At 70.9% G+C, this 24,843-nt stretch carries 22 protein-coding genes; 9 read left to right on the forward strand and 13 right to left on the reverse strand.

The genetic code is table 11. From position 1 onward, the window contains the following. Positions 1-19: 19 nt before the first annotated feature. Positions 20-976 (reverse strand): anti-sigma factor RsbA family regulatory protein, encoded by a 957-nt coding sequence (locus ACVCAG_RS28155; protein ID WP_440086098.1) that lies wholly within the window; start codon positions 974-976, stop codon positions 20-22. Further along, positions 973-1,842, reverse strand: a complete 870-nt coding sequence (locus ACVCAG_RS28160) for an MEDS domain-containing protein (protein ID WP_440086097.1) — start codon at positions 1,840-1,842, stop codon at positions 973-975. Before ACVCAG_RS28160 ends, ACVCAG_RS28155 begins: the two co-directional genes overlap by 4 nt. A gap of 283 nt (positions 1,843-2,125) precedes the next feature. Here ACVCAG_RS28160 and ACVCAG_RS28165 point away from each other — a divergent pair, with 283 nt between their 5' ends. Continuing rightward, positions 2,126-2,497: an anti-sigma factor antagonist gene (locus tag ACVCAG_RS28165; RefSeq protein ID WP_440086096.1), complete on the forward strand. Its 372-nt coding sequence runs from the start codon at positions 2,126-2,128 to the stop codon at positions 2,495-2,497. A 729-nt stretch (positions 2,498-3,226) separates the two neighbouring features. After that, entirely contained in the window at positions 3,227-3,550 is a 324-nt protein-coding gene (locus ACVCAG_RS28170) for a MerR family transcriptional regulator (protein ID WP_440086095.1), read from the forward strand. Positions 3,551-3,555: 5 nt separating this feature from the next. Here ACVCAG_RS28170 and ACVCAG_RS28175 read toward each other — a convergent pair whose 3' ends face one another. Then, the gene (locus ACVCAG_RS28175; protein ID WP_440086094.1) at positions 3,556-4,680 is read right to left on the reverse strand and encodes a transglycosylase SLT domain-containing protein; all 1,125 of its coding nucleotides are present in this window, start codon (positions 4,678-4,680) and stop codon (positions 3,556-3,558) included. Positions 4,681-4,916: 236 nt separating this feature from the next. Between ACVCAG_RS28175 and ACVCAG_RS28180 the strand changes: the two genes are divergently transcribed. After that, the gene (locus ACVCAG_RS28180; protein WP_440086093.1) at positions 4,917-5,522 is read left to right on the forward strand and encodes a DUF305 domain-containing protein; all 606 of its coding nucleotides are present in this window, start codon (positions 4,917-4,919) and stop codon (positions 5,520-5,522) included. A gap of 68 nt (positions 5,523-5,590) precedes the next feature. On the opposite strand, the gene ACVCAG_RS28185 is transcribed toward ACVCAG_RS28180, so the two are convergent. Next, complete coding sequence (locus ACVCAG_RS28185; RefSeq protein ID WP_440086092.1) at positions 5,591-6,424, reverse strand: hypothetical protein; 834 nt, start codon at positions 6,422-6,424, stop codon at positions 5,591-5,593. A 50-nt stretch (positions 6,425-6,474) separates the two neighbouring features. Continuing rightward, complete coding sequence (locus tag ACVCAG_RS28190) at positions 6,475-7,206, reverse strand: SDR family oxidoreductase (protein WP_440086091.1); 732 nt, start codon at positions 7,204-7,206, stop codon at positions 6,475-6,477. 200 nt (positions 7,207-7,406) lie between these two features. On the opposite strand from ACVCAG_RS28190, the gene ACVCAG_RS28195 reads away from it, so the two are divergent. Continuing rightward, entirely contained in the window at positions 7,407-8,270 is an 864-nt protein-coding gene (locus ACVCAG_RS28195; RefSeq protein WP_440086090.1) for a helix-turn-helix domain-containing protein, read from the forward strand. Between the two features lie 95 nt (positions 8,271-8,365). Here the strand turns inward: ACVCAG_RS28195 and ACVCAG_RS28200 are convergent, their stop codons facing one another. From ACVCAG_RS28200 to ACVCAG_RS28225, 6 genes are all read right to left on the reverse strand, one after another. Further along, positions 8,366-10,528 (reverse strand): alpha-galactosidase, encoded by a 2,163-nt coding sequence (locus ACVCAG_RS28200; RefSeq protein ID WP_440086089.1) that lies wholly within the window; start codon positions 10,526-10,528, stop codon positions 8,366-8,368. Between the two features lie 26 nt (positions 10,529-10,554). Then, complete coding sequence (locus ACVCAG_RS28205; RefSeq protein ID WP_440086087.1) at positions 10,555-11,439, reverse strand: ABC transporter permease subunit; 885 nt, start codon at positions 11,437-11,439, stop codon at positions 10,555-10,557. Next, positions 11,432-12,379 (reverse strand): carbohydrate ABC transporter permease, encoded by a 948-nt coding sequence (locus ACVCAG_RS28210; protein ID WP_447190568.1) that lies wholly within the window; start codon positions 12,377-12,379, stop codon positions 11,432-11,434. Before ACVCAG_RS28210 ends, ACVCAG_RS28205 begins: the two co-directional genes overlap by 8 nt. Continuing rightward, positions 12,376-13,650 carry an extracellular solute-binding protein gene (locus tag ACVCAG_RS28215; RefSeq protein ID WP_440086085.1) on the reverse strand — a complete coding sequence of 425 codons (1,275 nt, stop codon included), beginning with the start codon at positions 13,648-13,650 and terminating at the stop codon, positions 12,376-12,378. The genes ACVCAG_RS28210 and ACVCAG_RS28215 overlap by 4 nt, the downstream gene beginning before the upstream one ends. Before the next feature lie 75 nt (positions 13,651-13,725). Then, the gene (locus tag ACVCAG_RS28220; RefSeq protein WP_440086084.1) at positions 13,726-16,263 is read right to left on the reverse strand and encodes a glycoside hydrolase family 97 catalytic domain-containing protein; all 2,538 of its coding nucleotides are present in this window, start codon (positions 16,261-16,263) and stop codon (positions 13,726-13,728) included. Between the two features lie 243 nt (positions 16,264-16,506). Further along, the gene (locus tag ACVCAG_RS28225) at positions 16,507-19,137 is read right to left on the reverse strand and encodes a glycoside hydrolase family 97 catalytic domain-containing protein (protein ID WP_440086083.1); all 2,631 of its coding nucleotides are present in this window, start codon (positions 19,135-19,137) and stop codon (positions 16,507-16,509) included. Positions 19,138-19,452: 315 nt separating this feature from the next. On the opposite strand from ACVCAG_RS28225, the gene ACVCAG_RS28230 reads away from it, so the two are divergent. The 5 genes from ACVCAG_RS28230 (at position 19,453) to ACVCAG_RS28250 (ending at position 23,400) form a co-directional block, all read left to right on the forward strand. After that, a complete protein-coding gene (locus tag ACVCAG_RS28230; protein ID WP_440086082.1) occupies positions 19,453-19,827 on the forward strand; it encodes a metalloregulator ArsR/SmtB family transcription factor in 375 nt (124 codons plus the stop codon). Next, complete coding sequence (locus ACVCAG_RS28235) at positions 19,827-20,330, forward strand: SRPBCC family protein (RefSeq protein WP_440086280.1); 504 nt, start codon at positions 19,827-19,829, stop codon at positions 20,328-20,330. The genes ACVCAG_RS28230 and ACVCAG_RS28235 overlap by 1 nt, the downstream gene beginning before the upstream one ends. 106 nt (positions 20,331-20,436) lie before the next feature. Beyond that, positions 20,437-20,616 carry a hypothetical protein gene (locus ACVCAG_RS28240; RefSeq protein ID WP_440086081.1) on the forward strand — a complete coding sequence of 60 codons (180 nt, stop codon included), beginning with the start codon at positions 20,437-20,439 and terminating at the stop codon, positions 20,614-20,616. Between the two features lie 213 nt (positions 20,617-20,829). Continuing rightward, the gene (locus ACVCAG_RS28245) at positions 20,830-23,157 is read left to right on the forward strand and encodes an N-6 DNA methylase (RefSeq protein ID WP_440086080.1); all 2,328 of its coding nucleotides are present in this window, start codon (positions 20,830-20,832) and stop codon (positions 23,155-23,157) included. Between the two features lie 27 nt (positions 23,158-23,184). Beyond that, on the forward strand, positions 23,185-23,400 hold the full coding sequence (locus tag ACVCAG_RS28250; RefSeq protein WP_440086078.1) for a hypothetical protein: 216 nt from the start codon (positions 23,185-23,187) through the stop codon (positions 23,398-23,400). A 358-nt stretch (positions 23,401-23,758) separates the two neighbouring features. Here the strand turns inward: ACVCAG_RS28250 and ACVCAG_RS28255 are convergent, their stop codons facing one another. Beyond that, positions 23,759-24,331, reverse strand: a complete 573-nt coding sequence (locus ACVCAG_RS28255) for a DUF6461 domain-containing protein (RefSeq protein WP_447190569.1) — start codon at positions 24,329-24,331, stop codon at positions 23,759-23,761. Positions 24,332-24,608: 277 nt separating this feature from the next. Beyond that, positions 24,609-24,843, reverse strand: a 235-nt coding sequence (locus tag ACVCAG_RS28260; protein ID WP_440086076.1) for a peptide chain release factor-like protein, incomplete at its 5' end; no start/stop codon positions are given.

A 24,843-nucleotide genomic window follows, 5' to 3' on the forward strand; every position in this document is an offset into this window, starting at 1 on the left:
CCGGCGCGCCGAGCCGAGGTCAGGCGCGGGAGAGGTGAAGACGGACCTGGGTGCCGGGCAGGCCGGTGCGGATCTCCAGCAGGTCGCAGACCTGGCGGACGACCCACAGGCCGTGGCCGCGAAGGCCGGTGAGGCCGGGCGGCAGGTAGCCGGGAAACGGGGTGTCCATGTGCCCGGGGTCGGTGACGTCGCAGCCGATGGCCGGGCCGTCGGTCCACAGCCGTATCTCACCGTGCCCGCCGCCGTGCTCGACGGCGTTGGCGACGACCTCGTTGACGGCGAGCAGGAGCCGTTCGGCCCGCTCGTCCGACAGGCCGGACGCGGCCGCCCACGCGGCCACCCGCCTCCGCATCCGGGACAGGTCGGCGTCGAACCGGATGGTCGCCTCGGTCCCGGCGGGCGGCGGCAGGGGACGGTGGTCGGCGGCGTGGGTGAAGGTCGCCGGATCGTCATAGTCCCGGCTCGCCCGCGAGCTGCTGTCGACCAGCAGGTCCGGGTGGGTGCGGCGGGCGTCGGCGACGATACGCCCGGGCAGCGTCCGCGTGTCGTAGGGGCAGACGATCCAGGCCGGGCTGCCGGCGAACGCGACGTTGAGCATCGCCTCGTACCGGGTCCACTCCGCCTCCTGCCGCTCGCCGCGGCCGTGCCAGACGGGCTCGCCGATGATGCGGATCCGCCGGTGGGCGGGCGAGTGGGTGTTGACGTAGGAGTTGTAGGCGGCCAGGGTCCGGCCGGGCGCGTCGTACCACTTCCGCGCGGCGACGAACTCCACCTGGCCCGCCGCGTCGCCCAGGCCGGACCTCAGCAGCTCGATGTTGGCCTCGGTGGTCACCGCCAGGACCCTGTCGTCCCGCGCCAGGCCGTCGAGGCAGAAAGCGGTGGTGGCGGAGAGGAAGGCCTGGTCGGTGTCGTATATCAGTGCCTGGTGGATCAACCCGGGCGCCGCGTCCGAGGGCTGGACGGTGATGCTGCTCATGCGGGGACAGCCTCCGAGTCGAGTATCAGGCCGGGGGTCCGGTCCCAGCCGACCAGGCGGATGACCTCGCCCAGCATGGGAGCCAGATTCAGCACCAGGAGGCGCCGTCCGCGCGGGAGGCGGGCGGCCGCGTGCGCCAGATCGCGCAGGCCCGCCACGTCGATGAACTCCAGGCCGGCCATGTCCAAGCGTACGTCCGCGCTCGAATCGGCGTCCAGGATCGTGCGCAGCACCGTGGTGTTCCGGTGGTCGATGGTGCCGATCACCCGCAGCACACGGCCGCCGACGGCGTCGAAGGACGGGATGACACGCAGCTGGCCGTCGTGGAACAGGGCGTTCATCCGCACGTCGTCCGGGTGGCTGCCGACCAGCGCGCCGAGGCGCTCGGCGGGGAACAGGCGCGTGTCGTACTGGCAGATCGCCGCCGACAGGCCTTCGGCGAACAGGGCGGTGACGCGGCGTTCGTAGTGCTCGAGCTGCTCGACGCCCGGTCTGTCGCGAAGGGCCCAGCTCATCTCCCCGCTGACCCGCAACCCGGTGAACCCCGCCTCCAGGCTGGCCTCGATCTCGCGCCTCAGCGTGGTGATCATCGTATCGGCGTCGAACCGGCCCGAGGCCAGGTAGCCGTCGTCGTTGGAGACGACGTCGAACTGGCCCGTCCGCATCGCCGAGGTCACATCGACCCCGGCGTCCTCCAGCCAGTGACGTACGCGCCCAGGTGCCGGGCCGTCGGTGAAGTACAGCACCCGCTCCCGGCGTTCCAAGCCCGCGGAGACGAAGGCGGAGGCCACCTCGCGCTGCTCGTCCTCATGCGAGAACGCCAGGCACAGGTGATCGCCCAGCTTCACGTCCTTGACATGGCGCATCACTTCCCCCTAATCGCCATCTCGTCGGGAAAAGGAGATATTTCGGAAATTTCATAGTTATCGCCAGGTAAGCCTATACAGCTCGTCCTCGCCTGGAGCGGGTCTGTCGACGTCGCGGCGACCGTAACCGCCGTCACCCGCGTCCGCCGCCGGGGACGTTCGCGGCGGCCGGACCGGGGTATGCGCCGGCGGATTCGCGTTTGGTCCGTGGGGAGGGGCATTGCCGCTCGTTATCGGGGTATCGCGGGGGTCCGCCATCGGTACGCGGCCAGGGAGGGCTGAGGTGGATCGTCACAAGCAGGCGTTGTGGGTGCGGGTGACTCATCGCGGGCACTGCAGCGTGCTGGAGGTGGGCGGGCACCTGGACTTCGTCACCGCCCCCACGCTCACCCGGCACGTCAACGAGGTCTGGGAACTGAGCGCCGGTCCCCGCCTGGTGCTGGAGCTGTCACAGCTGACCTTCTACGACTCCACGGCCCTGGGAATCCTGGCCAACACCCGGCAGCGCATCCAGGACACCGCCACCGGCCGGCTCCTGTTCGCGGGCGTCCCGGACGGCCTGAGGCTTCTGCTGCGACGCACCGGCCTGCTGCCCCGCTTCGAGCTGCGCGACAACGCCGAACAGGCCGTCGCCGAGCTGCTCCCCCCGACGTGAGGCGCCGCTCCTACCTTCACGAGAGCGAAAATCTGTAGTGGCCGATGTAGACATTCGTATCGAGCGGGGGTATGGTTTCTGACATCGCAAGGAACGGATCCGCGAGGGCAGCGCAGGACTCAGGCATCACGACGAGCTGCCCGGACGAGCGTGGACAGCAGGAGACAACGCGGTAAGACCGTGAAGAGGGGCAGAAGGTCGGACGTGCCGGGGCCGAGCGGTTGAAGGGTCCCGGCCGTGGACGCGCTGCCACGGCAGTAGCGGTGAACGAAGCCGCGACGTCGGACGTGCCGGGGCCGGCACAGCAGGTGAAGGGTCCTGGCCATGGGCGCGCGGTTGCGGTAAGTGACGCATGAGATCGAAGAAGCAGAGATAGCGAAGGGAGTGTTGAACGCCATCAGGATCGCCCGTTGACGGCTGATGTTCCGCCGCACGGGTACCGCAGTCCCACGGATTGGAAGGTGGTCTACGGTCACGCACACGCGATCCCCGCATCCCCGTCCCCATCGGGCGGCCGGTGCGGAAGAAACGGATCGGCCCCAGGGCCGATAGATGGTGTTGAACCTCGTGGGCCCCGGCGCATCAAGGCGCCGGGGCCCCTGTCGGCATTCCGGGAAGGTTGTATGGATCAAGCAGTGACGGCGTCGGCCGTCCGCGCAGGGCTCGGGCTCCGCGGCACCGCCGGCAAGGCTGAACCGGCCCACCGGGTCACCGCAGCGGGGAGGGCCGATGGGCTCGGGTGAGGTCTCCGGTCACCGGTTCGACGACGAGGACTACCCCGCCTACAGCATGGGCCGGGCCGCCGAGATGCTCGGCGTCACCCCGGCGTTCCTCCGCAACCTGGGCACCGCCAAGTTGATCGAGCCGCAGCGCTCCGAGGGCGGCCACCGCCGCTACTCGCGCTACCAGCTACGCCTGGCCGCCCGCGCCCGCGAACTGGTCGACCAGGGCACCGCGCTGGAGGCGGCCTGCCGCATCATCATCCTGGAGGACCAGCTCGCCGAGGCCCTGCGCATCAACTCCGAACTCCAGCGGAGCCGCGACCGCCAGTGAGGACCTCAGCCGCCGGGTGTGAGGCCGGGGCCGGTGAGGCGGCGGTCTCCGCGGGTGGTGACCACGAACACCTGCCAGTTGTAGTAGGCGTAGTAGTTCCTGATGTCCTGCTTGATCTGGCGGGCGTGCAGCAGCACCGCGTCGACGTACGCCTGGGAGTGGTTGTAGGCGTACAGCGCGCGCCGGTAGTCGCGTGGCGCCCCCGACGCGTGCAGGTAGTTGGCCGCGGCGAGCAGGGCGTCACGGGTGTCCTGGATGTCGCCGCCCATCCCGTAGGCGGCCCATGTTCGCGGCATGAACTGCATGGGCCCCTTGGCGCCGGTGTGACTCGGCGACCGCACCCGGCCGAACTTGGTCTCGACGAACATCACCGCCGCCAGCACCTCCCAGTCGACGCCGAACCGCCGCTCGGCATACCGGAAGTGGCCGAGCAGGAAGTCGGCGGGCTTGGGCGGCTGGACGCGGAACTTCGCCGCTCCGCTGATGGGCCGGACGAGGGAGCGCAGGTCCCGGCCGGCCGTCACGTTGTCCCTCGCCTGCCCGGCCAGGGCCTTCGGCAGCCTGGCGTAGGTGCGGGAGGCGACCTTCGGGTTGAGGACCAGGTAGCGGTAGATGCGCTGCTGGTGCAGGGCCAGCAGCACCACCGGCTCGGGGGGTCGCCCCTTGGCGGGGTCGCCCTCGCGTCTCCAGCCGTCGATGGCGCGCCGGAGCTCCGCGGTGGTCGTGGTGAGGGAACGGGCCAGCCGTGACGGGTCGGTGGGGATCGTCGCGTCCGGGGCGGGCAGAGCGGGTGCCGTCTGGCCCGCGGGAGTCCGGCCCGCGGATTCCGCCGCAGGCGGCGGTGTCGTCTTCGGGGCGGCGCTCTGCGAGGAGGTGTCCCGCGCGGCACCCGTTCGCGGGGCGGCGTCCTGTGAGGCGGCGTCCTGTGAGGTCGCGCTTTGTGAGGCGGCGCAGCCGGAGATCGCGACGACCAGGCCGACGAGCGAGGCGACCATCGGCCTCCCGCGCGACCGGCCCGCGCGCGTGCCCCGCGGCCTGCCCTCCGAGACGTCCGGCCGGGCGGGCGTCGTCCGCCCGCCCGGCCGGTGGCCACGCTCCGGCCGTGAAACCTCCGCGTGCTGATCGTTCATCGGCCCCAACGTACCCGAGCGGTGGCCTCCCGGGCCGCTTTCCCGAACAACGGGACTCGTCGCGGGGGAGAGAGCGCAGCCGTCAGGCCGGGCCGGCGTGGGCGGCGATGTTGATCGGCTGCTCCGGGAAGGACTTTAGTCCTGATCCGATGCGCCAAACAGCACTGTTTCTACTGAGGTGACAGATACATCCTGATATGTGGGGATAAGCGAACCTTTGCCGGAAGGGAGGGAAGATGCGGCCGGCGACGACAAAGATCTTGTTCGTATTGATCCTGATGATCGTGGCGTTGGCGGGGGTCACCGTGGCGGCCGTGATCGAAGACCGCCTTTCGCCGGCCCAGCAGTCCCGCCCTCCGGGGAACTCGGACGGGCGCGGGACGAACAATATGGCCGCGACCGGCGAGTTCGACTATCTGGCGCGGATGGTGCCCCACGATCAGGAGGGCGTCACCGCCGCGAAGCAGCTTCGGCGCTCCGGCACCCCGGAAATACGCCGGCTGGGCGCGACGATCGTGGCCACGCAGACCGCCGACATCGCCAGGATGAAGGCGTGGCTGGCCAAGTGGTACCCAGGGCGCGACACGGCGGTCGACTACCAGCCGATGATGCGCGATCTGTCGAACCTGTCGGGTGACTCACTGGACAAGGCGTTCCTGAAAGACATGATCTCGCACCACAAGGCGGCGGTGATGCTGTCCCAGCACCTGCTCAGGCACGGGCTCGCGCGACACGAGGAGGTCGCGGCGTTCGCCCGCGAGGTGAGGGACACCCAGCATGCCGAGATATCCCAGATGCAGCGTTTGCTGAAGACCGGCAGGCAGAATGGACATCCCGGCTGATCATGCCGGCCGGGCGAACGGCGATGGCAGGCCCCGTCTCCGGACCTGAGAGTGCCCGCGAAGGGCGTTCAGCCGTCGCTCATCCGTTCCGCCGCCAGTACCAGCCGCCACGTCAGCTCCCCGGAGGGCGGGACCACCGCGGCGTCTCCCGGCCCCGCCTCGGCCAGGTCGAAGACCGCGCCGAGCATCGGCTCCACGCCGATGCTGCGGTACGGCGCGCGGGCGGGGAATCCGCCGAGGTTGCGCCACAGCGCGGTGGACACCGGCACCCCCTCGGGCGCCTCCACCCGCAGGTGGAGGATGTCGGGGCCGTCCACCACCCGGACGGCCGCACACCGGAGCACGGCTCCGGCCGCGGTGCCGTCGCACGGGCCGAACCGGCCGAGCGGCAGGCCCAGCGGGTCGGGCCAGCGGCCCTCCAGGTAGGGGGCGCCGGAGGGCCAGGGACGGGCGAGCATCTCCGCGGCCTCGGGAAAGACCCTGGTGGGGGTCTCCGCCGGAGCGACGAGCCGGGCGTCGTCGCCGAGGTCGAGCAGGGCGTGGGCGGCCCAGACGAACGCGTACCCCGGGTCGGCCGACAGGCGGTACTCGGCGACCACCGCCCCGGCCTCCTCGGTGACCCCGCGCCGCAGCTCGAAGCCGTCACCTCGTACGAAGCCCTCGCCCGCCGACCCGCTCCAGGGGCGGCTCCACGCGTCGCCGTGGTCGGGCAGGCCGCGCACCGTGGGAAGGCACTCCTCCAGGCCGCCCGCGTCGACGAAGTCCATGCCGGGGACCACGCTCTCCCGGGCGGGGTCGGGGCGCGACCACAGCCACTCGCGGCCGCCGCCGGCCAGCGACGTCCACCTGCCACCGCGCTCGAGGTCGAAGAGAGGGCGCAGCGGAACCGGGACCGTCACCATCCGGCGAACCTCTTCCCGGCCGTCCTGATCTCCCGCTCGGTTCCGGCCGGTCACGCGGAGTCCTTCACCGCGCTCCAGCCGCCGTCCACGACCAGGCACGCCCCGGTGACGTACGAGCTCTCCTCGCAGGCGAGGAAGGTCACCGCGGCCGCCACCTCCTCGGGCCTGCCGAAGCGCGCGGCGGCGGTGCCGGCCACGCTGCGGCGGCGGTCCTCCTCGCCGATGCCGTCCCAGGCGGGGGTGAGGATCGGCCCGGGGAGCACGGTGTTGACCCGCACCTCGGGGCCGTACTCCACGGCCAGCTGGCGGCCGAGCGACACCAGGCCGCCCTTGGCCGCGGCGTAGGCGGGGTGCGCGGGCAGGCCCGCCAGGGCGTGCACGGAGGAGCTGAGCACGATGGTGCCCCGGTTCGCCCGCAAGAGCCCGACGCACGCGTGGACCGCCAGGTACGTCGCGGTGAGGTTGACCGCGATCTGCCGATCCCAGTCGGCCTCGGCCAGTTCGTGGGCGGGGGCCCGCGTCACCACGCTGGCGTTGCTGTGCAGCACGTCGAGCCGCCCGAACTCGGCCCGCGCCACGTCCGCGATCCGCCGCCAGGTACGGGCGTCGGCCACGTCGCCGGTGATCGCCAGCACTCCGGGCCGGTCGGGGCCCTGCCCGGCCAGGTCGACCGCGATCACGCGCGCGTCCTCGGCCAGGAAGCGGTCCACCACCGCGGCGCCGATGCCGGAGGCAGTGCCGGTCACCACGGCCACCTTGCCGGACAGCAATCCCCGTCCCATGATCTACATCCCCCAGATGGTGAGGAGCCCGCCCGGCTGGACGGTCTCCACGATCGGCCGAGAACGCGACCCGTCGTTCCTCACGGACCGGTCACGCCGTCGTTCCTCGCGGACCAGTCAACACGCGGCGACCGGCCGCGAGGAATGTTCATTACGCGGCACTACCTGGACAATCCGACGGCGTGTGCCATACTGCTCCCGTGCCGATCCAGGAGGGGTTCCTCAACCAGCGGCTCACCGTCGTGCCGCGCCGCGTCGTCGCCGAGGCGCACGCCCGGCCGGTGACCAGGCGCCTCATGGTCACCGACTGCGGTTACTATCCCAAGGCGGCGGACCACCTGATGACAAGGCCGAACGGCACCGAGGAGACCATTCTCATCCTGTGCACGGCCGGCACCGGATGGGCGAGCGTCGGCGGCGCCCAGCACCGCGTCGGGTCGAACGCGGCCCTGGTGATCCCGCGCGGCGCCCCGCACTCCTACGGCGCGTCCGCCGACAATCCCTGGACGATCTGGTGGTGCCATCTCCGTGGCAGCGACCTGGCCGAGCTCGTCGAGGAGATCGGCGCGAGCGTGTCCAGACCGGTGATCCCCATCCGGCGCCTCGACCGGGCGGTTGCGCTGCTGGACGAGATCGTCACCATCCTCGAACGCGACCACTCGCCGGCGAGCCGGATGGGAGCGGCCGGCGCGGCGTGGAAGCTCCTCACGCAGATCGTCGTCGACCGCGCCATGCCGGCACCCGGCGACCCCCTGCAGCGGGCGATGGCCTACCTCGCCGAGCGGCTGGACAGCACGGTCCGGGTCGCCGACCTGGCGTCACTGGTCGGCGTCTCCCCCTCCCACCTGAGCGCGATGTTCCGCCACGCGACCGGAGGCGGGGTGCTCGCGCACCACACGGCGCTGCGGATGGCGCAGGCGCGCCAGCTGCTCGACACGACGGACGCGACCGTCGCCACCATCGCCCGCGAGGTCGGCTATCCCGACCCGTTCTACTTCTCCCGCCACTTCAAGCGGATGCACGAGGCCAGCCCCACCGAATACCGCAACCGCGCCAAGGGCTGAGCCCGGGGCGCTCTCCCGCGGCCCGCGAGCCCGGCAGGGCGGCCCGGGGCACGACGCCGCCACGGGCCCGGGAGGCGAGGCGACCGCCGCCCGGGTCACGGCGTCGCCGCCCGGCTCACGACGCGGATCAGCACCGAGCGGTCGACGTCCAGCGACGGCGCCTCGACGCCGACGAGCCGCAGCACCCGTCCGGGCAGCGTCACACCGTCGTGCTGCCACGGCGGGAGCACGGTGCCGGGCGCGGGCGGGGTGCCCGGGTGAACGGCCTCGACGGTGTAGGTCAGCTCGTCGTCGAGCCCGGGCAGCCGGACGCGCCCCGGCGGCCAGGTCGACGGGCGCTCGACGACGCTGAACGCGTAGAGCGCCTCGCTCCGGTCGCCCGCCACGACACCCTGGAGGCGCAACGCGGCGTCGGCGAGGTCGGCGTGCACGACGTCACCCGAGTGCAGCAGCGCCCGGTGCTCCTTGTGGAACGCGATCCACCTCGCGAGCGCGGCGCGGGTCTCGTCGTCCACGGTGAGCAGGTCGACCTCGACGCCGAGGTGCCCCCACAGCGCCTTCTCCGCGCGGTAGCCGAGCGGATGCGTGCGGTGGGTCGTGTGCGTCTCCTCGGCTCCGATGTGCGTGCCCTGCATCTCCGGGGGCACCAGCAGCCCGGTCCAGCGCTGGATCTCCAGCCGCTCGTGCGGGTCGTTGCAGTCGCTCGGCCAGACCCGGTCGGCGTACTCCAGCACGCCGAGGTCGACGCGGCCGCCGCCGCTGGCGCACGACTCGATCTCCAGCCCCGGGTGGGCGGCCTTGAGATCGGCCATCAGCCGGTACGCCTGCCGGACCTGCCTGCGCACCCCCGGCCGGCCGTCGGGGCCGTGCCCGGCGTCGAGCAGGTACCGGTTGTGGTCCCACTTGACGTACGCGATGCCGAGCGAACCGATCAGGGCGCTCATCCGCTCCAGGAGATGGGCGTACGCGCCGGGATGGCCGAGGTCGAGGACGTGCTGGTGGCGGGAGGGCAGCCCGGGGCCGTGCCCCGCGTCGAAGATCCATTCCGGGTGTTCGCGGGCCAGGTCGGAGTCGAGGTTCACCATCTCCGGCTCGAACCAGAGCCCGAAGTCCATGCCGGCCTCGCGCACGCGGGCGACGAGCGGTTCGAGGCCGTCCGGCCAGACGGCCGGGTCGACCGTCCAGTCGCCCAGCGAGGTGGTGTCGTCCCGGCGGCCGAGGAACCAGCCGTCGTCCAGCACGAACCGCTCGGCGCCGATCTCCGCGCCGCGCTCGGCGAGCGCGGCAAGGGTCGCGAGGTCGTGCTGGAAGTAGACGGCCTCCCAGGTGTTCAGCACGACGGGCCGGGGCGAGCGAGGGTGCTCGGGGCGCGACCGCAGGTACCGGTGGAACCGCGAGGCGAGGTCGTCCAGCCCCACTCCCCACGAGCCGTACTGCCACGGGCTCTGGTACGAGTCGCCCCGCCCGAGCACCACCTCGTCCGCGAGCAGCGCCTCTCCCGCCGCCAGGTGCCTGGTGCCCGCCGGTGTCCGCTCGGCGGCGAGCACCTGGTTGCCGCTCCAGGCGAGATGGGTCGCCCACACCGTCCCGTGCCGGAACCCGAACCCCTCCTCACCGGCGACGAGCAGCAGCGTGTGTTCGAGCCCCGGCTTGCCGCCCCGCGAGGCCCGGACCCACTCCCCGACGTGGAACGGGCGCCGCTGCGGCACGCGTTCGAGCGCCCAGCGGCCGGTCAGGTCGAGGACCTCCGACGCGTCCGGCGGCACGGGGAGGGCCATCTCCAGGCCGCCGACGCGGTACGGCGTCTCGGCGTCGTTGGTGATCCGGGCCCGCTGCCGTACGAGGCCGCCGGCGGCGAGCACCTGGATCTCGATGTCGGCGGTCAGCCCGTACTCCGGGTCGTGCGCCGTGCCGCGCAGCACCGGGCCGCCGTCGGCCGCGCCGTCGAGGTGGTGCGTCGCGTTCCGGAACTTCGGCGCCCAGCGGCGGCCGTCGCTGTCACCGACGAGCCCCGGGCGCCCGAGCCAGCCCTCCGCCAGCTGGGGGAGCACCGGTACGGGCTGCGGGTAGGTGACCGCGCTGTCGCCGATGGCCGGGAGCGCGGCCCGGTGCAGGTCCGCCAGGGCGCCGTCTCCCAGCGGGCCGAGGTCCGCCCCCCAGTGCAGGACGCGCGGGAGCCGGCCACCGTCGACGGCGACGACGAGGCTGGTGCCTCCCGCGCGCAGGTGTACCGGTACGTCGTTCGTGGTGTCGTTCACTTTATGATCTTTACCCATCTTTTCCGTCATCCCTTGAGGCCGCTGCTCGCGATGCCCGCGAAGAACTGCCGCTGCAGGAGCAGGAAGACGATCACGAGCGGGACGGAGCACACGAACGCCCCCGCCATGAGGGTCGGGTAGTCCGTACCGAACTGTCCCTGCAGCCCCGCCAGCCCGACCGGCAGCGGCCGGTTCTCCCCCGAGGGCGAGACGATGAGCGGCCACAGGAGGTCGTTCCACGAGTAGAGGCCGGTCAGCACGGCGAGCGCGGCGAGCATCGGCCTGGCCATCGGGAGCATGACGTGCCAGAACACCTGGAAGGTGTTGGCGCCGTCGAGCCGCGCCGCCTCCTCGTAGTCCTTCGGCATGGTGAGGAAGGCCTGGCGCATCAGGAAGGTGCCGAACGCCGAGAACAGGCCGGGAATGGCGAGCGCCGGCAGGGTGTCCAGCAGCCGCATGCCGCGGATCAGCTCGTACTGGCCGATCAGGAACAGCTGGCTCGGCACCATCAGCATCGCGATGAACAGGCCGAACAGCAGGTTGCGGCCGCGGAAGGGGATGCGGGCGAAGGCGTACCCGGCGAGCGCCGCGACCGCGAGCTGGCCGGCGACCCGCAGGACCAGTGAGCCGACCGAGACCGCGAACATCGACCAGAACGGCACGGTCGTGAAGAACGTCGCGAACGCGTCCAGGCCGAAGCTCTCCGGGAGGATCGTCGGCGGGATCCTGGTCGCCTCGGCGGTCGACTTGAACAGGGTGAGGATCTGCCAGACGAACGGCACCACCATGATCACGGCCGCGATGACGAGGACGACGTGGATCGGCCAGGTGGTGCCCGCCTTCCCGCGCCGCCGGGGGCGCGGCCCGGGACTCCTGGCGGCGGTGGTCTCAGCGGCGATGGTCTCAGCCATAGAACACCCACGATTTCTGGAGGCGGAACTGCAGGGCCGTGGCGATCATGATCACCATGAGCAGCACGATCGCGATCGCGGCTCCGTAACCCTGGTCGAACTGGACGAACGCCTTCTCGTAGAAGAGGTAGACGATCGTCTTGGAGTCGGCGAGGGCGGTGTTGTTCACCCCGCGCAACATGACGAAGATCAGGTCGAACATCTGCAGGGCGGCGATCACGTTGAGGATCGTGACGAAGAAGATGCTCGGGCTGAGCAGCGGCACGGTGATGTGCCGGAACTGCCGTACGCGGCCCGCGCCGTCCAGGGCGGAGGCCTCGTAGAGCTCCTTCGGGATGGCCTGCAGCCCGGCGCCCAGGATGATCAGGTTGATGCCGAGGCCCATCCAGATGCCGGCCACGCCGAACGCGTAGATCGTGAACCGCGGATCGGCCACCCAGAACTGGCCGGAGACGCCGAACCACGACAGCACCGAGTTCAGCAGCCCGAAGTCGCCGTTGTAGATGAACCGCCAGACCATGCCGATCGCGACCGGCAGGGTGACCACGGGCAGGAAGAAGAGCACCCGGTAGACCGCGCGCCCCCGGCCGACCTGCTCGATCAGCGCCGCCAGCACGATGGCGAGGGGGATGCCGAGCAGGATGATCGCGGTGTAGAGGGCGGAGTTGCCGAACGCCTTCCAGAAGTCCTCGTCGCCGAGGAGGTTCGCGTAGTTGTCCAGCCCCACGAAGGTGGCGGGCCCGAACGCCGGCACGTCCTGGAAGCTCTTGATCATGGTGGACAGGAACGGCCACAGGTAGAGGGCGGCCAGGCCGATCACCGCCGGGGCGACGAACGCGGCCGCCCACCAGCCGCCGGGCTGACCGACGCCTGTACGGCGGCCGGCCGGCCGCCGTACAGGCTCCGTCGCCCTCGCGGGCTTCGTCGTCACGGACGTCATTGCTTCGCGAGCACCTCGTCGACGGCGGCCTGGTACTCCTTGGCCGCCTCCTGCACGGGCTTCTTGCCGTCCCACGCGGGAGCCAGATACTCCGCGGCGAGTCCCTGCCACTCCGACGCGTTGCCGGCGACCGGGAGGGGGACGCTGTACTCGATGGCGTCGATGAACACCTTCAGCTTGAACTCGGGCATCGCGTCGAGCCACGGCTGCTGCGTCCCCTTGTACGCGGGGAGCACCGTCCCGGTGGCGGCCTGGATCTCGGCGGCCTTGGTCCCGCCGAGGAAGGCGAGGAACTTCTTCAGCTCCTCCGGGTGCTTGCTGCCCGCGTACCCGGCGTTGCCGATGCCGCTGGTGACGGTGGCGCGCTTGACGCCCTGCGGCAGCGGCGCGACGTCGACCTTGCCCTTCAGGTCGGCGTTCTTGTGGAAGCGGAAGGCCCAGTACGCGCCGGAGAAGTACATGGCGACCTTCTGGTTCTCGAACATCGAGACGGCCTCGGTGTCCGACAGCTGCTGCAGCGTCGGCGACGAGCCGGCCGCCTGCAGGTCGGTCCAGAACTTCAGGCCGGCGACGCTCTCCGGGCTCGCGAAGCCGGACGCGGTGCCCTCACTGTTGATGATCGATCCGCCGGCCTGCAGGATCGTGTTGTAGTAGCCGCCCTGCGGGTCGATCGGCGCCGCGATGCCCCACACGCCCTTGGCCTTGTCGGTCAGCTTCTCGGCGGCGTCCTGCACGTCCTGCCAGCCCCAGGTGTCGTCCGGGTAGGCGACCTTGGCGGCGTCGAAGAGCGCCTTGTTGTACCAGATGCCGTTGGTGTCGAAGTCCTTCGGCAGCGCGAACAGCTTGCCCTCGTAGGTGTAGGAGTCGGTGACGGCCTTGGGGTAGACGCCCGTGTCGATCCCGGCGGTCTTGACCGTCTCCGACAGGTCGAGCAGCTGGCCGCCCTTCGCGTACTCGCGGAAGTGGTCGGCGAGCATCCAGAACGCGTCGGGCGCGGTGCCGCCCGCGGCGCCGACCTGGAGCGTCGACCAGTACTCGGTCCACGGCAGCGTCTGGACCTTGACGGTGATGTTCGGGTTCGCCTTCTGGAACTCCGCGGCGATCTGCTCCATCGCGGGAGTCTGGTCCTCGCTCCAGTTGGCGTAGGTGAGGGTGACCTTCTCACCCGGCGCGGCACCCGACCCCGACCCCGACCCGGATCCGGACCCGCAGGCCGTGAGAAGTGTCGTCGCCGTGACCATCGCCACGGCCGCCATCCACGTGCTTTTCATGGTGTTCCTCTGGTTGCGCTGTTGATCATGCTGTGCACCGGTCGCCGTGATCGGCGCGGTGTCATCGGCCGGGTGTCATCTGCTGGTGGGCGGGACGTGCAGGGTCGTGCCGACCCAGTCGACGTGCACGCCGGCGTCGTCCGGTGTGGCCGCCTCGCTGCGCAGGCAGAGGGTCTGGACGCCCCGCACCTCCACGCCGAAGTCCGTGACGGGCTTGCCCGCCTCGACGACGGCGGCGAACAGTTCGACGCCGTCGCCGAGGACGCCGACCCTGGCACCGCCGGTCGACTCGTCGTCGACCCCGACCGCGCCGGTGAACGTCTCCACGCGCCCGCCGAGGTGGAAGCGCGCCTCCGAGTACGGCGCCGTGCCGAGGCCGCGCTCGAACCCCTGACCCGCCACGCGCATGGGCCGGCCGTCGCCGGGGTTGCCCGCCCCGTTCGACTGGTCCCGCTCGACGGGCCCGTCGTCGTTGACGAAAGCGATCATCGGCAGGTCCGAGAGGGCGTGGTCGCCGGGCGTCAGGGGGCGCACGACACGCGCGTGCGAGACAACGGGCACCTGGCCCTCGCCCTCGCCGTCCCGCTCGATCGTCACGACGCCGAGACGCCCGGGGCGCAGCGAGGCGTCGGGACGGACGGCCCAGCCGGTCTCGCCGACAGGCTCGGCCGACCACCCGGGGGGAAGGCGCAGCCGGACCCCGGCGTCGGTCGTGATCGACGCCGTCCCGTCCGCGCCGACCTCGGCGACGGCCGGGTACACGGCCGGTACGGCCTGACGCGGCCGGGGCGCGGCCCGGAACACGTCGGTGCCCGCCGGGGCCACGATGGCGACGAACCCGCCGTCGCGGGCGACCTCGACGTCGATCGCGTCACCGGCGGTCGTGGTCGTCTCCACGAGCCCGGTCGCCGGCACCTCGCCGGTCGTGGGCGACGCGTCGCCGACGATCCACACCTGGGCGTCCGCCCCCACCCCGAGCGCGTCGAGCGGCACGCGGATCGTCCGGGCCTCCCCGGTGGCGATGCCGCCCACGAACCACCGGTCCCCGGCCCGGCGGGCGATGACCGCGTGGCTGTCGGGGTCGCCGGCCAGCAGCACCGTCTCCGCCCAGTACGGCGCCTGCTCCGCCAGGAACCGGGCCGCGAGCGGGCGTCCGGCGTAGGCGTCGACATGATCGGCGAAGTGGGTGATCCCGCATTCGAACGCCACCGACAGCCCGAGCTCGTGGCCGTCGCTGGTCGTGCGGTTCGCGGCGCCGAACGCGACCGGCGTGGCGTCCATGCCGCCCACGACGTTGCGGGTGAACGGCTGGATGACGTTGTGCGCGGCGGTGAGCGCCTGGTTCTCGAAGAACACGTAGTACTCGGCGCCGCGGATCGCCTCGTACCCGATCACCTGCGGGAACGTGCGCGCCCAGCCGCGCGGGACGACCGAGCCGTGGAAGTTCACCATGAGGCCGAGCCGCGCGGTCTCGGCGAGGATCGTGTCGTACCAGCGGTAGCGGTCCTTCGACTCCGACTCCATGAAGTCGACCTTGATCCCGGCGACGCCCCAGGACCGCCACAGCGCCAGCCTCCGCAGGTCCTCCGGGCTGTTCAGGTCGCGCCAGATCGTCCACAGGTGCACCTGGACGCCCCGGCCGGCGGCGTAGGAGACGATCTCCGGCACCCAGGTCTCCTCCCACCCGCAGTCGATGAGCAGGTGTTCCCAGCCAAGGTCGGCGGCGACGTCGACGAAGTGCTTCTGCTTGTTCAGCTGCGCGCCAGAGTAGAAGTCCGACCACCACGACCAGGCGGCCCGCCCCGGCCGGACCCACGCCGCCTCCTCCAGCTCGGGAGAGGCCGCGGGCGCCAGCTCGTCGACGAGCAGCGAGGACACCAGTTCCGACAACGTCCCGACGAGGAAGACCCGCCACGGCGTGACGACGCCGCGGGTGACCTCGACACTCTCGTCGGCGAGGACGAACCGCAGCGTCCGCCCGCCGCCCTCGAGTCCTCCCGCCTCGGGCTCGCCCGCCTCGACGTGCGCGCCCGCGAACCGGCCGTCGATCCCCGACTCGGTGATCAGTACGTACCTCTCCGCGTCCAGCCGGGCCAGGAACGGGAACCCGTACGCGCCGCTCGCCAGCTCGGCGCTGTCGACCCCGGAACGAGGCGTCTCGTACCAGGTCTGGTAGTCGAGCACCCAGCTCCGCGACCCGGCGGGAAGCGTGACGGCGGTGCGGTCACCCGTGACGCGGGCGGTCCCGTCCAGCGCGGGCAGCGCGTAGCGGACCGCGACGCCGTCACGCGCGACGCGCAGGACGACCTGCCATTCGACGCCGGCCTCGCGGAAGGCGTACACGCTCTCGCGGTGCTCGTAGTCGTGCTCGCCGGCGGACTTGCCGGAGCGGGCGCGGAACCGGTCGCGGACCGTACGCTCCGAGACGCGCACGAGCTCCGCGTCCGCCGTCCCCAGCTCCGTGCCGTCGAGCACGAACCCGAGCGGGACCCGGTCGAGGACGACCTCCTCCCGCCAGGTGACGGTCAACCGCACTCCCGTGCCGGCGTTCTCGACCCGGGCGTCGACCGGACCCGCGTTCGTCGCGGTTCTGGAGCGTACTTCGTCGGTCACCACGTTCTCCATCAGATGCCGTCAGGCTGCTCGGGCGGTGGGGAGCCACCGCCACATATCAATGACGCTATCGGCCGGGTGATTCTTCGTGAAATGGGCTTTCGCAGGCAGGGGATGGACGATCCGACGGTGTAGGCGGGGCGGCGCCTCGTCAGACCCGCACCGCCGGGCGGGCGGTCACCGCCCCGCCCGGCTCGCGTCGGCGCGCGGACCGCCGAGCCGGCGATCACCGCCCCGCCCGGCTCACAGCACCGTGCCGACCGAGTCGACGGTCACCGCCGCCCCGGACGCCTCCTTGAACACGATCGTGTTCACGCCGGGGTTCAACGGGAGCCCGACGGTCGCCGTCGCGGGGGTGTCGTCGCTCCCCGTCGCGTGCAGCGGCACGGTGATCGCGGCTCCGCCGTTCACCGCCACCTTGATCGAGCCGGCGGTCGCCGACGCGTAATTGATCCGTACCGTCTTGTCGCCGGCCGAGACGGCGTCGACGCGTACCGAGAGCGACCCGTCCGCCAGCCCGGACACCCCGGCCCCGCTTCCGCCGCCTTCGCATCCCGAGCACGCGTCCACGGCGGCCCCGCCCTCCCGGATGTTCGCCGGCGCCTCGGCCTGGACGGTACGCGCGATCGTCAACGCGTCGACGTCGGGGGCGTGGGCGCCGGGATTCAGGAACGTGACGGTGTTCGCGCCGGCGTTGAGCGGCACGTCGAGCGACCACTTGCCCACGTGCTCCCAGCCGCCGGAGTCCTTGACGTTCTCCGTCGAGACGGTGGCGCCGTTGACCTGCACCTGCACCGAACGCGGGTCGCCCGAGGTGTAGGTGAAGGTCAGCCTGTGCGTGCCCGCGGTCGCGGCCGTCACGCCGTTGAACCGCACCGAGCCGCCGGCCCCGAGGTCGCCGACCTTCTGCCCGCCGGAGCACCCCTTGCAGGGGTGGATCCCGGCGGCGCCGCCGCGCGTGTTGGCCGCGCTCTCCGCCTCGTACCGCGTGTCACCGGACCCGATCTTCGGCAGAGGGGTCTTCGAGATGTGCACCGAGACCCCGCCCGTGGCGATCATCGGCAGCGAGAGCGTGGTCGCGCTCGTCACGGCCTGGGTCGACGTGGTGAGCCGTCCCGAACCGTTGTCGGAGAAGATCGTCGCGGTGTACGTGCCCGAGCCGAGGAACGACAGCGGGACCGTGGCGGTCCTGGCCGGCGACGTCATCGCGCCGACGAACCAGTCGCCGCCCGAGCGGCGGGCCACCGTGATGTGATCTCCGGGGAACCCCTCGACGACCTTCGTCTCGTCCCACGTCGTCGGGAGCGCGCGCATCAGGTGACGGCCGTCCCACTGCTCGTAGGCCGCGGCCGAGTCCGCGTAGTTGACCATCGCGGAGGTGTACACGACGGCCTGCGCGAGCGTGTGCCCCTGCGTGAGGATCGACGCGTTCTCCGAGATCATCGTCGGCGTGTAGTCCATGCCGCCGAGCATGTTCCGGACGAACGGATAGGTGACGTCCTGGCGGGCGGTCGTGGGCGGCGGGTACAGGTAGTGCTCGGTTCCGGCGACCGCCTCCGTCGTCACCAGCCACGGCCAGGTACGGTTCTCGCCGCCCGGCTTGGTGTTGCCGTGGAAGGTGATCATCATCTCGTTGTCGCCCGCGGCCTTGCCGATCGACTGGTACCAGCCCATCGCCTCCCGCGAGTCCCGCAGGAAGAAGTCGACCTTGAGGCCCTTGACACCGTAGTCCTTGTGCTCGGCCATCAGCGCGTCCGCGACGGCCGGCTCGGCGAACGGCTCGGCGTTGACCCAGGCGAACATGCCCACCCCGCGCCGCTCGGCGTAGGACGCGATCGCCGGGAGGTCCGTCGCACGGTCGTAGCAGCAGTCCATGGTCACGTACTCGAAGCCCATCGACTCGGCGAAGTCGACGTACTCCTTCTGCTTGTCGAGGTCGGCGGCGCTGTCCCCGTCCGCGTACCACGACCAGGCGGCGCGCCCCGGGCGGACCCAGGAGGCGGGGGTCGCCGCCGGCGGGTTCAGGTGCTGCACCAGGTCCGAGTTGTAGAGCGGGTCGACGCCCTTCGCGATGATCGCCACCCGCCACGGCGTCTGGAACGGGTACGTCGCCGAGATCGGGAACGCCTGGTCCGGCGTCCGCCTCAGGTTCAGCAGCCCGTCCCCGGCGCCGCTGCCCTTCAGCAGGGACGGCACGTAGGAGGCGTTCGCGTTCACCACCTCGGCCTCGGTGATCACCGTGAAGTACGCGTTGTCGTCGATCGACGCCAGCAGCGGCATGGTGAGTTCCGCACCGGAGTTCAGCTGGGAGGCGTTCCGGTAGGTGTAGTCCTGCTCGTAGTTCCCGTTCCAGGGGGCGGCCCATCCGCCGGTCGTCGTCGGCAGACGCCACCCGCCGGCCTCGTCCGTGATCGACACCGCGCCGCTCCCCGGCAGCCGGTACCGGTAGGCGACGCCGTCGTCGTAGGCCCGGATCACCAGCTCCAGCGTCTGGCCCGACCTGGCGTACCGCAGCACCAGCTCGTTCGCGTGGTCGCGGTACGACGGCTTGGTCCCGGCGGGCAACGTGTAGGTCGTGTCGATCGACCTGCGCGACTCTCCCGTGAAGCCGAGACCGGACCGCAGGTCGACCGCCGAGGTGGCGATGCCCAGGGGCGACTCCCCGAAGACCGAGGTGCTCCCGGCCGTCACCGCGAACGTCAGCGCTCCCTGCGCCTGCTCGGTGACGGTGAAGGTGATCTGCCCGTTCGGCGAGCTCACGCCACGGGTCGTCAGCGCGAACGCGGGGGGCGTCGCGAGAAGGCTGAGGAGTATCGCCGCCATGGCCAGCACGGCGATCAGGACTGGGCGGTGAGGGCCGTTTCGCTGCGGCATTTCGCCTCCGGTCAGGAAGGGGGGCTGGACTTCACCAGGGTGTATCCGCTCAGGTGAGGTAACTATGAGCCCAGCTGGAGGCCGCAGGAATGGTGGAACCGGTGGACTGGCTGGACGATCCGACTATTCGCCGGTACGTCGCGGAGGGCAGGGCAGGGACGCCGGGCCGAAAGAGCGACGACACGACCGGCGGAAGCCGAGCCGACGGGACGTGGGGTGGAACCCTGCCACCGCAGGTAGGGCCCGAGGTCCTTGACAGCGCCGGACCCGGCGCGATAGAAAACCGAATAGTTATAGAACTGAAAGGTAATTAAAGTGTCTGCCGACGTTCTCGACGCGACGTTCGCCGCGCTGGCCGACCCGACCCGGCGAGCGATCCTGACCCGGCTGATGGAGGGCGAGGCCACGGTGACCGAGCTGGCCGCGCCGTTCGCGATGAGCCAGCCGGGCATCTCCAAACACCTGCGGGTGCTGGAGCGCGCCGGACTGATCTCCCGCGGACGCGACGCGCAGCGCAGGCCCTGCCGCCTGGAGGCCGGTCGGCTCAAGGACGCCGTGGACTGGCTGGCGAACTACCGCTCCTACTGGGAGGAGAGCTACCAGAGGCTGGACGCCCTCCTCGGCGAGCTCGAACCCGGCGGAGCGAACGCCGCCGGACGGGAGAGCCGGGAGAGCCGGGAGAGTTCGTGATGTCACGGCAGGAGCGGGCCGAAGGCCTCACGGTGCGGGCGGTGTCCGACACCGACCTCGTGCTCACCAGGACGTTCGCCGCGCCCCGCCGGCTCGTCTTCGACGCGTTCACCCGCCCCGAGCTGCTCCGGCGATGGCACGGTGCCCGCGGCTGGCACCTCGTCGTCTGCGAGATCGACCTGCGCCCAGGCGGCGCCTGGCGCTTCGTGTCGCGCGGGCCGGGGGGTGCGGAGCTGGGCCAGAGCGGGGTGTTCCACGAGGTCGACGCGCCCGGCCGGCTGGTCCAGAGCGAGGTCCACGACGGCTGGGAGGAGGGCGAGGCCCTCGTCACCACCGTCTTCGACGAGCGAGACGGCCGGACCGCGATGACCATCACGGTGCGCTACCCCTCACGCGAGGCCCGCGACGGCATCCTCCGCACCCCCATGGAACGCGGTGCGGGCGAGGCGTACGACCGTCTCGCCGAGATGCTCGACGAGACGACCGCGAACGCCGGCCCGTGACGTCCGACCCTGACCGGCGAGCTGTGACGCCCGACCGTGAAAGACGAGCTGTGACGACCGACCTTACAAGGCGAGCCGCGACGACCGACCTGAAAGGCAAGCCGCAATGACGGACGCCCGGCCCGCGCAGACCGAGGTCCCGGCCGACCTCACCGCACCGCCCGTCCCTCCCGGCACGTTTCTCCTCGAACTCGTCCCGGTGCCCGTCAAGGACATCGACCGGGCCAAGGCCTCCTACGCCGACCGCCTCGGCTTCCACGTGGACGTCGACGTACGGCTCTCGTAGAATCAGGTCGTCCCGTCAATTTGTTAACCCTATTTTTGAAAATCCACCTCATCGATGATCCTGGCTGGATGTCTTCCAGCGGATTTTCCTGCAGATCAGGGGTGTTGCGGCAATCTCGGCGACGCGCACGCAGCCGCACGCCGGTTGGCCGATAGTTGCGCACGGGCAGTGCTCAGAGTGTGCGGGCCTGCTGTCTCCCCTACAGTCGCGCTCATGGCACAGCAGCGAGAGATACGCGCGGAGACGGGTAACACCCGCCGGCTGATCACCCGAACGGAGATCGCGGAGTGGGCCAAGGTGGCCCGTCCGGCCGTCACGAACTGGGAGAGACGGCACGCCGACTTCCCCAAGCCCGTGTCGGCGGGGGAGGCGGAATACTTCCAGCTCCAGAGCGTGCTCACATGGCTGGACGCGCGCCGCGTCCCGGCCAACAGATTGATCGGTGACGAACCCTCCGGCACCACTTACGGCGACCGGGTACGACGTGGCCTGCCCGATGACCAGCTGCCCCCCGCGGCAGGGGATTCATCCGGCGAAGGACACGCACGACGGCTGCACGAGCTGCTGGCGCCGGCAGATGCGATCAGAGGCTCCGCCGCCATGGCGGACTACCTGGCTCTGCTGCTCACGCTCAACTTCCTGCGCGTGGCCGAGCAGGAGCGCTGGACGAAGTTGCACGAGCCGTCCATGCCCGCCGACGGCGCGAAGCAGGCCAAAGAACTGCTCCGGCGCATCGGGCACGCGGCCGACGAGGCGCTGCGCCGCCGCGGTGTGCCCCCGGGGCTGCAGGACTCCCTGGTGCGGCTGACCCCACGTACCGTCCGGAAACTCAGGCAGGTCGTCGAGCTCTCCGCCGGCCTCGGACGCGAGACGTACGACCTGCTCCTCATCAGGTACGAGGAGCAGGTCGCGCTGCGCAGCGGCGAGTTCTTCACACCTCCCGCGCTGACCAGGCTCATGGCCGACCTCGTCGTCTCCGGTGTCACCAAGATCAAGCGCATCTACGACCCGTACGCCCGCGGGGGTGAGCTGCTGGTCGCGACCGCCGACGCCGCGGGCGGGAACACGGAGGTGCGTGGCGAGAGCCCGCGCCTGGAGACCCTCCGATACGCTGCGATGAACCTGGCCCTGCGCGGTGCCGACGCGATCCTGGAAGTCGGCACGGCCACTCCGTGGGAGGTGCGCGGGAACCGGCCGGCGATCCGGGCGGACGTGATCGTCACGAACCCGCCGTTCAACACGGGCTCGACGACGGGGCAGAGGGCCCGGACAACCTGGCCGTACGGCGCGCCGCCGATGGGGAACGACAACTTCGCCTGGTTGCAGCACGTCCTGCAATCACTTGAAGACGGCGGCAGGGCAGCCGTGATCATGCCGCAGAGCGCTGGGACGTCCGTCAACCAGGCCGAGCGGGACATCCGCCGCGACATGGTGGACGCCGGGGTGGTCGAGTGCGTGATCGCCCTGCCGGGCCGGCTGTTCGCCGCCACCGACGTGCCCGTGTCCGTGTGGTTGCTGCGCCGGCCGGGCACTCCTGGCACGCCGGTGCTCTTCATCGACGCGCGGGAGCGAGCAGCGAAATCCCGCAACCACCGGACCCTGTCGCTGGACGACCCGAACGCCATCGTGACCACGTACCGGCGGTGGCGTGACGGTCAGGCGCCGGACGGCGGGCACGAGGCGGGCGGCGGTCTCGGCGTCACGGTTCGGCCTGAAGACATCCACGCCCGCGACTTCTCCCTCAATCCCGCCGACTATCTCGCCAACGAGTCGCCGAACGATACGGCCAAAGGGCTGAACGCCGCCGCCGGCGCGTTCGGACTGCTGGCCAGGACGCAGGTTCTGGCGAACGAGGCGGGCCAGGCGGTCGTCGCGCACGCGGCGGCGCTCGCCCAAGGGACCAAGAGCCCGTTCTCCGCGATTCCAGACGGCTGGACCAGTACGACACTGGCGGAGGTGTGTGAGATCCAGGCGGGCCCCTCGTACGCGCGTCTGCGCGACGAGCGACGCTCGCCGGACGGCGCCGCCCCCATGGTGCGGCCCAAGCACCTGCGGGAGGGCCACATCACCGCTTCCAGCCAGGAGAAGATCTCGGCCGGATTCGCCGCGTCGTACGAGCGCTACCTACTTCAACCCGGCGATATCATCTGCATCCGATCCGGCGTGCTGGTCCCTCCCGCGCTGGTGCGCGATGAGCACCGCGGCTGGCTGCCGCACCACAACCTGTTCCGCCTGCGCGCGCACCGGCCGGAGGCCTTCGACCCGCTCTACCTGCTCGGCCTCCTGTCGCAGCCGCAAGCGCTCGGCTGGGTGTACGACCGCTCGGCCACGGCGGGAGCGCGCTCCATCAGCACCCGCTCGTTCGGGGAACTACCGGTGATGCTGCCCCCGATGCCCGTACAGCGGCGCGTCGCCGCCCTGCTCCACGATCTCGACCTGCAGATCTCACTTCACCGGCAGCTGGTCACGGCCGCCACGGACGCCCGCGCCCTGCTGACCCAGGGCCTCATGAGCGGGGCGCTCACTCTCGACCCGGCATGAACCCATCTCCGAGGAAGGAAACTCCGCATGGACACGCAACCTCCTGCCGGCCCGAGCGCCACCCGGTCCCTTTGGCTGGCGATCGCGGGGCTCTTCTCCCTGGTGATCGCCCTGGTCGCAGGCATACTGAAGAGCCAGACCGGAGCGGGGCTCGCCGAATCGGCGCTGACGAGTGGTGGCGCGTTCGCCGCGGCGATGGCCCTGTGCCTGGCGGTCCTGGCCGCGGTCCAAGGACCGCGATGACTCTTCAACGTCTCCCGGCCGGACGGAGGCAGGCACAGGACACATTCGGCTTGATCATCGAGTCCATTCCGTCCTGGCGGCACGGGCCGCAGGGCTGCTGTGGATACCGTGCCGCCGGGCTCTTCCCGTCACGAGGGTGCCGAGGATGAATGCGTGGACGGCGCCGTCCCATGCCACATCGGCAAAGCCGACGAACCGCGCTGGATTGCTGGAGGCTTCGATGTGCTCCGGCGCGGTTCGACCTGGCGCATCCTGTGGAAACTCCGCTGCCGCCCTCTTCGGGCAGGCCGGCCGGTCAAAGCCGTCCTCACCCTTCGAACGCGCGAGGGAAGACGAAAACGTTCACTGGCGGCCGGCGTCACGACGTGGTTGGTTCCGGGACGACGCCCCACATGAATGTGGAGCCCTTCAGCAGTTGCTCCGTCACCCTGATCCCGGTCAGGTGCTCGACGAGCAGGAAAGCCGGCCCTTCGTAGAAACAGGGAAACGACGGGTAAAGCCTGTCGATCTCCGTCACCACGTCCGCGAGTTCGTCCGGTTCCTCCGTCAGATGTTCGTCATCGACTCCGAAGCGGAATCGGATCTCGCCGTTCTCGCACCAGTAAAAGTAGTCCAGGCCCTTGATGGCGAGTGCGGCTTGGGAGACGAGGCGGGTGCCCTCGGAAAGTTTGGTGGTCACGTCTTCGCAGGTGCCGAGCCAGTCAGGGTCGAAAACGAACGTCCAATCGCCGATGGAGGTGACGCCGAGAGGCTCCCCGGGACCTGGGTAGTGATCCGGGTCGTCGGGGAAGGGGCCCGGCGTGAAGTCCTCCCATCGACCGCCGAGGCGGGCGACCACCTGTTCAGGCGTGGCACGGACGTAGATGAAGCTGTAGCACTCCTCGGCATATTCGCCGCGGAGCCAGGAGACGTCAATGGGCCGCACAGTCATGTCGTCATGCTGCCAGCCGCCACCGACAGACACGGAACCCGATCGTCACGGGCCGATGGGGCTGGTCGCGATGTGGCGTGACGCACCCCTGGCCAACGTGAGCTCAGAATTCCGGCGATCAGCGAGCCTTTCACCCTCCCGATCGGCAGCTCGGGAGCGGGTGATGTGAAGTTGCTCGAAAACGGGTGAAGTCGTCGGCGGCCTGGGTGTTCACCTCCACCGGCTCAGCCGCTCCGAGCCGCGGCTTCAGCACGAAAAAGGCTCATTCATCGGGGCACTACGACATTCCCGGACGTTCGACACGGGTGGGGTCGCCGCGGACGAGCTCGTCGTGGATGCGCCGGCGGGCGCTGGTCGCGGCGCGCCCCGCCGTCTCGTCGCCGTGCTCGATGCGCTGTCGCAACAGCCGCATGGCGATGCGGCGGTTGAGGCTGAACTGCCGCTCGGTGTCGACCACGACGACGATCCCCGAGGGCCGGTGGGTCGCCCGTACCGCCGTGCTCGCCTTGTTG

It is taken from the genome of Streptosporangium sp. G12, assembly GCF_052983175.1.

Excerpts from the sequence above, each read along its gene's own strand:
- ACVCAG_RS28255 (WP_447190569.1), bottom strand. The coding sequence starts at position 24,331 with ATGACTGTGCGGCCCATTGACGTCTCCTGGCTCCGCGGCGAATATGCC.
- ACVCAG_RS28240 (WP_440086081.1), top strand. The coding sequence starts at position 20,437 with ATGACGGACGCCCGGCCCGCGCAGACCGAGGTCCCGGCCGACCTCACC.
- ACVCAG_RS28205 (WP_440086087.1), bottom strand. The coding sequence starts at position 11,439 with ATGGCTGAGACCATCGCCGCTGAGACCACCGCCGCCAGGAGTCCCGGG.
- ACVCAG_RS28190 (WP_440086091.1), bottom strand. The coding sequence starts at position 7,206 with ATGGGACGGGGATTGCTGTCCGGCAAGGTGGCCGTGGTGACCGGCACT.
- ACVCAG_RS28170 (WP_440086095.1), top strand. The coding sequence starts at position 3,227 with ATGGGCTCGGGTGAGGTCTCCGGTCACCGGTTCGACGACGAGGACTAC.
- ACVCAG_RS28160 (WP_440086097.1), bottom strand. The coding sequence starts at position 1,842 with ATGCGCCATGTCAAGGACGTGAAGCTGGGCGATCACCTGTGCCTGGCG.
- ACVCAG_RS28210 (WP_447190568.1), bottom strand. The coding sequence starts at position 12,379 with ATGACGTCCGTGACGACGAAGCCCGCGAGGGCGACGGAGCCTGTACGG.
- ACVCAG_RS28250 (WP_440086078.1), top strand. The coding sequence starts at position 23,185 with ATGGACACGCAACCTCCTGCCGGCCCGAGCGCCACCCGGTCCCTTTGG.
- ACVCAG_RS28175 (WP_440086094.1), bottom strand. The coding sequence starts at position 4,680 with ATGAACGATCAGCACGCGGAGGTTTCACGGCCGGAGCGTGGCCACCGG.
- ACVCAG_RS28185 (WP_440086092.1), bottom strand. The coding sequence starts at position 6,424 with ATGGTGACGGTCCCGGTTCCGCTGCGCCCTCTCTTCGACCTCGAGCGC.
- ACVCAG_RS28225 (WP_440086083.1), bottom strand. The coding sequence starts at position 19,137 with ATGCCGCAGCGAAACGGCCCTCACCGCCCAGTCCTGATCGCCGTGCTG.
- ACVCAG_RS28180 (WP_440086093.1), top strand. The coding sequence starts at position 4,917 with ATGCGGCCGGCGACGACAAAGATCTTGTTCGTATTGATCCTGATGATC.
- ACVCAG_RS28235 (WP_440086280.1), top strand. The coding sequence starts at position 19,827 with ATGTCACGGCAGGAGCGGGCCGAAGGCCTCACGGTGCGGGCGGTGTCC.
- ACVCAG_RS28155 (WP_440086098.1), bottom strand. The coding sequence starts at position 976 with ATGAGCAGCATCACCGTCCAGCCCTCGGACGCGGCGCCCGGGTTGATC.
- ACVCAG_RS28245 (WP_440086080.1), top strand. The coding sequence starts at position 20,830 with ATGGCACAGCAGCGAGAGATACGCGCGGAGACGGGTAACACCCGCCGG.
- ACVCAG_RS28215 (WP_440086085.1), bottom strand. The coding sequence starts at position 13,650 with ATGAAAAGCACGTGGATGGCGGCCGTGGCGATGGTCACGGCGACGACA.